The sequence below is a fragment of the Roseobacter sp. MED193 genome (genome assembly GCF_000152965.1).
Taxonomy (GTDB): domain Bacteria; phylum Pseudomonadota; class Alphaproteobacteria; order Rhodobacterales; family Rhodobacteraceae; genus Pseudophaeobacter.
Map to the genome: position 1 here is coordinate 2,907,585 of NZ_CH902583.1, position 9,609 is coordinate 2,917,193.

General features: G+C 58.8%; 7 protein-coding genes. 5 read left to right on the top strand and 2 right to left on the bottom strand.

The features are described 5' to 3' along the window. Positions 1 to 146: 146 nt before the first annotated feature. The 4 genes from MED193_RS16380 to MED193_RS16395 all read left to right on the top strand — a co-directional run bounded on the left by MED193_RS16380 (position 147) and on the right by MED193_RS16395 (position 4,389). Entirely contained in the window at positions 147 to 1,592 is a 1,446-nt protein-coding gene (locus MED193_RS16380) for a methyl-accepting chemotaxis protein (RefSeq protein WP_009810873.1), read from the top strand. 234 nt (positions 1,593 to 1,826) lie between these two features. After that, positions 1,827 to 2,576, top strand: coding sequence for an allophanate hydrolase subunit 1 (locus MED193_RS16385; protein ID WP_039966962.1), 750 nt, complete (start codon positions 1,827 to 1,829; stop codon positions 2,574 to 2,576). Further along, on the top strand, positions 2,573 to 3,604 hold the full coding sequence (locus MED193_RS16390) for a biotin-dependent carboxyltransferase family protein (protein ID WP_009810876.1): 1,032 nt from the start codon (positions 2,573 to 2,575) through the stop codon (positions 3,602 to 3,604). The genes MED193_RS16385 and MED193_RS16390 overlap by 4 nt, the downstream gene beginning before the upstream one ends. Next, entirely contained in the window at positions 3,601 to 4,389 is a 789-nt protein-coding gene (locus MED193_RS16395; protein WP_009810877.1) for a LamB/YcsF family protein, read from the top strand. The genes MED193_RS16390 and MED193_RS16395 overlap by 4 nt, the downstream gene beginning before the upstream one ends. A 6-nt stretch (positions 4,390 to 4,395) precedes the next feature. Here the strand turns inward: MED193_RS16395 and MED193_RS16400 are convergent, their stop codons facing one another. Next, positions 4,396 to 5,184: a helix-turn-helix transcriptional regulator gene (locus tag MED193_RS16400; protein WP_009810878.1), complete on the bottom strand. Its 789-nt coding sequence runs from the start codon at positions 5,182 to 5,184 to the stop codon at positions 4,396 to 4,398. Positions 5,185 to 5,258: 74 nt separating this feature from the next. Here MED193_RS16400 and MED193_RS16405 point away from each other — a divergent pair, with 74 nt between their 5' ends. Beyond that, entirely contained in the window at positions 5,259 to 8,471 is a 3,213-nt protein-coding gene (locus MED193_RS16405; RefSeq protein ID WP_085978300.1) for a reductive dehalogenase domain-containing protein, read from the top strand. Between the two features lie 14 nt (positions 8,472 to 8,485). Here the strand turns inward: MED193_RS16405 and MED193_RS16410 are convergent, their stop codons facing one another. Beyond that, positions 8,486 to 9,346 (bottom strand): glycosyltransferase family 2 protein, encoded by an 861-nt coding sequence (locus MED193_RS16410; protein ID WP_009810880.1) that lies wholly within the window; start codon positions 9,344 to 9,346, stop codon positions 8,486 to 8,488. Between the last annotated feature and the right edge of the window lie 263 nt (positions 9,347 to 9,609).

Consider the following 9,609-nt stretch of genomic DNA (forward strand, 5'->3'; position numbering starts at 1 on the left):
ATTTGCCTGAACTGCTGGGGTTTTCGCCGAGATTAGGCCATTTGGCCGTGCCTGGGTTTGGTTTGGCTAGTGAGATTAAGAAAATAAAAGGGTTTTGAGAGGTATTTTGCTGCCAGTACCGAATAGGTTAAGCGCGGAGTACGACATTGTTTTTTAAGAAAAAGTCTCAAGATGAGAACGCACAAAAAGAGACGGACAAAGTTATTGCGGCTCTGATTGACCGCACTCAAGCGACTATTCAGTTTGACCCTCAGGGCAACATTCTCACCGCCAACAAGAATTTTCTTGCCGCCGTAGGCTATAATCTGGACGACGTCGTCGGAAAGCACCATTCGATTTTTGTCGCCCCGGAGTATGCTAAAAGCCCGGAATACGCCGATTTCTGGAAACGACTGGCCAATGGTGAAGATATTACCGATCAGTTCCCCCGTGTGGCCAAAGATGGCTCGACGATTTGGATTCAGGCGACCTATGCGGCCTGCATAAATGCCGATGGCATTGTGGACCGAGTGGTGAAAGTCGCCAGTGATGTGACGGCGCGCCGCCGGGGCCTGGGCGATATCGCCGAAGGGCTTGATGCGTTGCGCCATGGCAATCTGGTACATCGGGTTGCGGTGTCGGATATTCCCGACATCGGCAATCTTGGTAAGAGCTTCAACCAATCCGTTGAACAGCTGGAAGCCACAGTCAAAAACGCGAAGTCTGTTTCTGTTGGCGTTGGCCGGACAGCGGATGATATCAGCCAGTCCTCCAATGATTTGTCGCACCGCACCGAAAGCCAGGCCGCAACGCTGGAACAGACTGCGGCGGCTCTAGAAGAGCTGACCTCCACTGTGCAGTCCTCTGCCGAGGGGGCAAAGAAGGTCGAGGAAATTGTCGGAGAAGCGCAAGCTGTCGCCACCGAAAGCGGGCATGTGGTTGGCAAGGCCATTGAGGCGATGTCAAAGATTGAAGGCTCTTCTGATGAAATCGCCAAGATCATCACCGTGATTGACGATATTGCCTTCCAGACAAACCTGCTGGCGCTCAACGCCGGAGTCGAGGCTGCAAGAGCGGGCGAGGCCGGACGTGGCTTTGCGGTTGTCGCTTCCGAGGTGCGTGGCTTGGCGCAGCGTTCTGCCGATGCGGCGGGGGAGATCAAGGATCTAATCTCTCAGAGTCAGCATCATGTGGGAAGCGGCGTAGACCTGGTTGGTAAAACGGGCGAAGAGCTGCAACGGATCATCAAGAGTGTTGGCACCATTTCAGTTCACATCAGCGAAATTGCGCGTGGCGCGGCCGAACAGTCCTCGGCCCTTTCCGAAATCAATACGGGCGTTGTGCAGCTGGATCAGGTCACCCAGCAAAACGCCGCCATGGTCGAAGAAACCACGGCAGTGAGCCAGACGCTATCGAGCGACGCCGGGCAATTGACTCATCAATTGGGTGCTTTCAAAATCAGCGGCGAAAGCAGCGGGGCAAATGTTGTGTCGATGCCTTCCAGGGCACCGTTGCAACAGAGCCGAACGGATATCGCCATGGCGCAGACCGGCACAGGCGGAGAAGTCGTCGCCTCCGCACATGACACCCCTCAGGGTTGGGATGACTTTTAGGCTCCGCCTTCGAGGCTCTTTAGCAGTCTGCTGATCCTGGTTTGCAATATTTGATGAAAGGCAACGGCCCGGTTGATCTGGGCCGTTTGCGATTCTGTCCCTGGTTTCACAGATTTGTGAGCGGGACTTTGAAGATCTGTAGCCACCCTTGGGTGCATTACGAGAGCAAAAGCAATATTGACACCCCGGATGACCTGCCGCAACGCTGGCGCAATACTTTCAGGGGGCTATTGGGTGACACAAAGCAGGTTCAGTTTTCCGATCATTCGCAGCGCTGGGTTGAACGGAATGTTGGTCACATTCGCTGATGCGCTGAGTGAGCCATCCAATCGCGCAACCCTGGCCTTTAGCGAGGCGGTAAAGACTCGTGGCTGGCCGGGTGTTCAGGAGGTATCTACCTCGCTGGCCTCTGTCTTTTTGCGTTTCGAGCATGAAGTCTTGCGCCATGAGGCCCTCAAGGATTTGCTTTGGGGCTTGCTTGCTGAGCAGGATTGGCAGCAGGCGGCCTTGCCCGCAGGTCGACGACTGTGGCGGGTGCCAACTGTGTTTGGCACAGAACTGGCCCCGCAACTGGCTGAGGCCGCCGATGCCGCAGGCATGACTGAGGCCCAAGCAATTGACAGCCTCGGCAGTGCGCGGGTGCGGGTTTTGACGATTGGTTTTGCTCCGGGGCAACCCTATCTGGGACCACTTGGGGCGGAATGGAACCTCCCAAGACAGACCGAGCTGACGCCACAGGTGCCAGTTGGTGCATTGGTCCTGGCAATCAGCCAGTTTGTGCTGTTTGCCACCACGGCACCTACGGGCTGGCGTCATGTCGGGCAAACCGGGTTTCGTGGTTTTCAACTGGGTGCAGAGGATCCTATTGCGCTGCGTCCTGGGGATGAGATGATTTTTACGCCAGTTTCTCGATCTGATTATGATCGCTACTGCCTCGATGACCGCCATTTTGGCGGTGCGAGCCAAGAGGAGATCCCGGCATGAGCGGGTTGAAAACTCTTCGCATTGGCCCCCTTGCGTCGATCCAGGATCAGGGGCGCCCGGGACAGCTACAGCAGGGGGTTTCCTGCAGTGGCGCGGCGGATCTGTTGGCATTGGCTGAGGGGGCGGCCCTGTTGCGACAAGGAGCGGATCTGGCCGCACTGGAAATGGCGGGCATTGGTGGGCTTTTTGAGGCAACAGGGGATTTGCGCATCGCGCTCACGGGTGCGCCGATGCAGGCAAGCCTTGATGGCGAGCCCCTGGCCTGGAATGCTTCCCATCAGATGCAGACGGGGCAAAAGCTGGAGATCGGGGCCGCGCGCAAGGGGGTTTATGGCTATTTGCACCTGGGAGGCGGTATCGACAGTGAGGTACTTCTTGGCGCCCGTTCTGCCCATCTGATGTCCGGGTTGGGACAGCTGGTAGCGGCGGGCGATTTGTTGCCCTGTGGGCCCGACCGCAGCCGAGAGGTCGGATTGGGGCTACTGGCTGAGGATCGCTTTCAGGGCGGCGCTTTGCGTATTGTCGAGGGCTTTCAATCTGAACTGTTTGACGCGGAGGTCCGGGCTCGGTTCGCCCATACTGCGTTCAAGCGTGGCAGCCGTGCCAATCGGATGGGGGTCGAGATGATCTCGGATGGGGCAGGGTTTGCGGCGGCGGGGCAGCTCAATATTTTGTCTGAGGTAATACTGCCTGGCGATGTGCAGATGACCGGTGATGGCAAACCCTTTGTTCTGCTGCGCGAGGCCCAGACCACTGGCGGCTATCCCCGTATCGGGACGGTGCTGCCCTGCGATCTAAGCAAAGTGGCCCAGGCCCAGGCGGGCGTGGATTTGCATTTTACCTGGGTCTCGTTGGAAGAGGGGTTGGCGCTGCAGGCCAAACACGATGCGATGGTGAAAGCACTGCCCTCGCACTGCAAACCTTTGTTACGGGATCCGGCCATGATGCAGGATCTGCTGTCTTATCAACTGGTCGGCGGGGTGATCTCGGCCCAGGCGGATCCCTTTGAAACTGGAGACAACACATGAGCACCTCTGATCTGGTAAAAACCGTCGATCTGAACGCGGATATGGGCGAAAGCTTTGGGCCCTGGAACATGGGGGATGACACAGCACTGCTGGATATCGTCACCTCCGCAAATATCGCCTGCGGCTTTCATGCGGGTGACCCAGATGTAATGGCCGCGACCATGGCGCGGGCGCGGGACAACGGGGTTGGTATCGGAGCGCATCCCGGCTTTCCGGATCTGCAGGGGTTTGGCCGTCGCAAGATGCAGATGCCGCCGGTCAGCCTGGGCAATATGGTGCGCTACCAGCTGGGCGCCGCGCGCGGTATGGCAGCGGCGCTGGGCACCGAGGTACGTCATTTGAAATTGCACGGGGCGCTGTCGAATATGGCCTGTGTGGATCACGCCATGGCGCGCGCCTGTTATGAGGCGGCGCTGGAGGTGGATCCCGATATTATCATCATGGTCTTGGCTGCCACCGCAATGGAGGACGTCGTGCGTGAGTTGGGCTGCAACTGGTGCGGCGAAATCTTTGCGGATCGCGCCTATAACGACGATGGCACCTTGGTGGATCGGTCCTTGCCGGGCGCGGTGATCCACGACGCAGAAATGGCGGGGCCGCGTATCCTGCAAATGGTGCAGGAGGGCGCAATCATTACCGAGAGCGGTAAGCGTATCCCAACCTCGATTGACACCATCTGCCTGCATGGCGACACGGCTGAGGCGGTGGAGTTGGCAAAATCGGTGCGCAACAGTCTAGAGGCTGGCGGCGTTAAGCTGGCGCAGTTCAGCGGACGGCAAGGCTAATCTGTCTTAGCCCATAGCGTTGAGGATCAGCGTGGCAATCTGGGTAGAGGAATGAACCCCCAGCTTGCCATAGGCACGGCGGCGCAGGGTGCGGATGGTGTTCTCGGACACGCCAAGCTCCAGCGCCGTGCCTGCAACACTCAGCCCCTGCACCCCGAAGTCACAGACCTCGGCTTCGCGCGGGGTGAGCGCGCCAAAGGGGCCTGCATCCTGTTCACGCAGGGTTGAGGCACGTGCACTGGCGGCCTGCCCAGTAGCGGCGGCGCCGGCAATCCGGTGGCGCAACCCGATCAGCTCATGCGCCAGCGGCAGAATCTGTTGCAGCCGCTGCATCTCCTGATCAGAAAACCAACCGGACTTCTCCCCGCGCAAAAAGAACGACTGAAAGCCGACGCGGTCGTTCAAGGACGACACGGTGACCCGTTCAATCACCTGATCTCGGGCATATATCGGGCTGATCGGATCCTCCGGGGCAGGGCGCCAGCGTTCGATCACCAGCCCGCTGCCCTCGGCGGTACGGATCCTTTGCAGGATGCTCTGCATCAAGCGCTTATCTTTCAGGATAGTGCTGGCATTGCGGTTGAACCAATAGCTGCTCATATCTCCGGCCCAGATTGACAGGACGGGCGCGGGGCGGGACATGTCTGCGACATAGAAGGTGCCAAAATTGGCTATTTCGGCGGCCGCACGGATATAGCTGAGCAATTGGCTGGCAAAATCCGGCCTGACCACCGCAGCAGCCAGTTCTGCGACATCGTCTCGGGGGAGCGGTCTGGGTGGAAAGATGTCACTCATTCGGGTGACAGACTGAGGGTGCTACTGTGGAATAGTCAAGTCACTTCATACGATCCCAGCTCAGAGGCCCGGCCATCATGACCAAAATCTTTTCCAACCGGAAACGCCCGATCCATATGGGTCCCTTTCCGATGGAGCGGCTGGTGCGTGGGCCAATGCCGGATCTGAGTGCGGTGCCACCGATGCAGCCCTTGGATTTTCGACGCCCAACGTCACCGGCTTCGATCATCAATGCCATGGGTGAATATCAGGCGATGATGGACGCTATCCGTGACGGCTTGGTCAACAAGGCGCAGGCGGGATGTCCCAGTGACCTGCAGGAACGCGCCGATCATATCAAAGCCTTTGGCTATTTTTCCGACGCCGCTATCGTTGGGGTTGGTCCGGTTCCCGCTTCGGCGCGCCTGGAACAGCCTTATCGCAATCCAGATATTGACCGGCTGTCAGAAGATCTGCAAACCCGTCAGACCAAGACCCTGGCGGCAGGGATCGACCATATTATGGCAGATCTCAAAGAGGCGATGCAGGCACCGCCCAGCACCATTGGCGATCATAAACATGCCATTGTCTTCCTTTATGACATGCCGCGTGACCCGCGTCCGGATGAGGAGGGGACGGAGTGGATCCAGGGGGCTGAACAGCATCGTGCCTGTTTGCGCGCCAGCGAAACTGCCGCTGTTTTGGCCAATTACATCCGGCTGCTGGGCTGGGATGCCAAGGCTCATACGGCCACCTCGTCAGATGTGGACCTCAACCAACTGGCGGTGGCAGCGGGGCTGGTCGCAGTGCAGGACGGGCATCTGGTCAACCCCTACTTGGGCGCGCGCTTTGGCCTGGCCGTAGTGACCACCGATTTTGACCTTGCCATGGATCGCCCGTTGCTGCCGCTGGATCAGCAGCCAATGATGCAGGTCAAGGGGCCGAAATGGTGGTTGGGGCTGGGCTCCGAGCGCTCGGCTTTGAACGGTGATCCCTTCAAGGTGCGCGATTTCAAGGATGGGCCGCATCCCTTTGAAACGCTGCGGCGGGTCGAGGATCCCACCACCTATATTGATGAGCCCAATGTGGCGCGAGTGCCCAAGCGCACCGATATGTTTGCCCGCAGCCAGTTTGGCGACATGGGGAAAGGCAACCAGGCGGCGGCGACAGGCGGTTTTTATGTGCGCAAGGCAGCGCCCTCGATGGCGCAGCGCCGGATGCTGGGGGCTTTTGTGCTGTTGCAGGACGGTACGCCCGCCAAGGGCCCCCGCCCCCAGGACGCGGCGCGCAACGCAGCCAATGTCAAAGCAACAAGTTATTGGCTGGGCATTGATGCCGTGGGTATCAGCCGCTGCCCCGACTGGACTTGGTACAGTCACGATGCGACGGGGGCCGAGATCCACCCAGAACATGATCAGGCGATCAGCATGATTGTGGATCAGGGCTTTGACACCACTGAGGGCACTTCGGGGGATGATTGGATCGCGGTGGCACAGTCGATGCGGGCCTATCTGCGGTTTTCCCTGCTGGGGGGCGTAATCGCCCGCCAGATCCGAAACCTCGGCTATAAGGCCAAGGCCCATACGGTGATGGATGGCGAGGTGTTGCAACCGCCGCTGTTGCTGTTGTCGGGGCTGGGCGAGGTGAGCCGCATTGGTGAGGTGATCCTCAATCCCTTCTTGGGACCGCGGCTCAAATCCGGCGTTGTGACCACCGATATGCCCATGAGCCATGATGCGCCGATTGACTTTGGCTTGCAGAAGTTTTGCGAGAGCTGCAACAAATGTGCCCGTGAATGCCCGTCGGGGGCGATCACCGCCGGCCCCAAACTGATGTTCAACGGCTATGAGATCTGGAAATCGGACAGCCAGAAATGCACCACCTACCGGATCACCACGCCGGGCGGGGCCATGTGTGGGCGCTGCATGAAGACCTGCCCCTGGAACCTCGAAGGCATCTTTGCCGAACGCCCGTTTCGCTGGGCGGCGATGAATATGCCCAAGGCCGCGCCGGTGCTGGCCAAGCTTGACGATGTGCTGGGCAATGGCGAGATGAACCCGGCCAAGAAATGGTGGTGGGATCTAGAGATGGAAGAGGACGGTGGCTATCGCCCGACGCGCTATCCGGTGAATGCACGTGCGCTGCAAAAGGATCTGGACCTGAAGTATGAAGACCAGACCCTGGCTGTTTATCCAGCACATCTGGCACCGCATCCCTGGCCCTATCCCTTTCCCATGGACCGGGAGGCCGGAATTGAGGCCTACCAGCAGATGATCACCGCAGAGGAATACAAGGCCCGGCGCGCCAAAGGTGAGACCGGGGCATGGGATCACCGCTATAGTAATGATGTTGACAGCCCTGTTCTGGGCGTGCGGGTGTCGCGGGTCGAGGCCATGAGCCCGGATGTGACCAAATATGAGTTTGAGAGCCTAGATAGCAGCCCCCTGCCGGAATGGACTGCAGGTGCCCATCTCGACATCGTGGTGGCGCCGGAATACCTGCGGCAGTATTCCATGTCGGGCAATCCGGCGGACCGCTCAAAATACCAGATTGGGGTGCTGCGCGAAGACGCAGGCCGTGGCGGTTCCCAGCTGCTGCACCGGATCTTTGCCGAGGGGCGCAAGGTTTTCATTTCGAAACCGATAAACCATTTCCCATTGGAAGAGGGCGCGGCGAAATCCTTCCTCATGGGGGGCGGTATCGGGGTGACGCCGATGATTGCCATGGCGCATCGCCTGCATGCGCTGGGCCAGGAGTTCGAGCTGCATTATTCGATCTCAAACCGGGAGGGGGCGGGCTATCTTCGGGATCTGTCTGCAATGCCCTGGTCGGATAGGGTGCAGATCCATGTTTCAGCCGAAGGCAGTCGCGCTGATCTGGATCAGCTGCTGTCAGGCTACGTGCCCGGGCAACATGTCTACACCTGTGGCCCCGACCGCTACATGGAGGGGGTGATGCTGGCCGCTGAGCGGCAAGGCTTCCCAGAAGAAGCGCGTCATCTTGAATACTTCTCGGTTCCTGAATTGCCGGAGTATGAAAACCACGCCTTTACCCTGAAACTTGCGCGTTCAGGCAGGGAGCTTTTGGTGCCGGCCGATAAGGTCGCGACGGATGTCTTGCTGGAAAATGGTGTCCAGGTTGATGTCAAATGCTCCGACGGGATCTGCGGGGTCTGCAAATGCGGGCTGCTCTCCGGCGAGGTCGAGCATCGCGACTTTGTTCTCTCAAAGGCGCAGCGCAAAGATTCGGTTATCCTGTGCCAATCCCGTGCGGCTGCAAAAGACGGTGTTATAGAGGTCGATCTGTAGCGGATCGGCCTAGGCTATCGCCCAAACCAGTCTGGCAACCGGGTGCGAAAGGCAAACCGCAAGCTCTTTGCGCGCAAAATCGACTTGTCTTCGTCCCGCACGGGCAACTGTAACTGTGACCAGGCCTTCTCCTCTGCTTCGGGCCAGGGAAGACAGGGCAGGGCGCCTGCCTCAGCAATCTTGTCCACCGCTTCTTGATCTGCCTGCTGCCAGGCCTTGCCTGGGAGGCCAGGCCCCTTGGCGTTCCCAACTTCCTGCCGCACCTCTGTCATGGCTGTAAGAGCGGCGGCATCCGCAAACTTCAAATGTGCAAGGTAAACGCCCCTTGGCATGATAAAGGGAAAGTCGGCCAGTCGTGCCGGACGCAACTGAATGCCATGGCGGCGAAACCCGAAGGGCCTGCGGGTGATCCAGGCTTTGCTGTAGTGTCCGGTGAAAACCGCAGCGCGTGTCCTTGCAAAGACAGATTCCTGAGGGGAAGAGGGAGCCGTGGACGCGAAATCAAACAGATTACAGCCAAGGGCAAAGAGTGCGGGGGCCTCTTGCGCCTGCAACATCTCCGGAAGTGAGTTCCAGCGGTTGGGGTCCAGGCAGATCAACTCATCCGCATCACTTCGAATGACCCAGTCATAGATTTCCAGCAGCCCCTGTTGAAACCCGTTCAACATCCGCCCACGCCAATGGTCAAACCCTTGCAGGCGATCGCGCGGTATGGTCAGCACCGAGGCCCCGGGGCAGATCTCTTGAATGCGGGGGTCGGCCCCATGGGAAACGATATAGAGATTCTCAGCGCCAAGGTGTTGGCTATAGTGGCGGAACCATTGGGATAAGGCCCAATGGTCTTTGTAGGCCATGGTCAGTGCACAGATTTTCATGGCCGCACTATGGAAGGCACCGGGCCTTTCGCCAAGAGTGTTTGCATCACAAGAAGAGCCAGTTTCTTCGCCCCCTAATCTATTTGCTTCTTTTGTTTTCGCGTTTTCGCGGTGTTGTGTAGTTAGGGGTGATGTTGATGGTTTGGGGTGTTTTGTGCCTTGGCGCCTGTTCTGGGGGCGGCGAGTCGGGGGAGGGCTAGTGGTTTGGGGTCATTGGGCCTCTAGATGTTGATCCTGGGGGCGTGGATAGATTGATGCCGGGG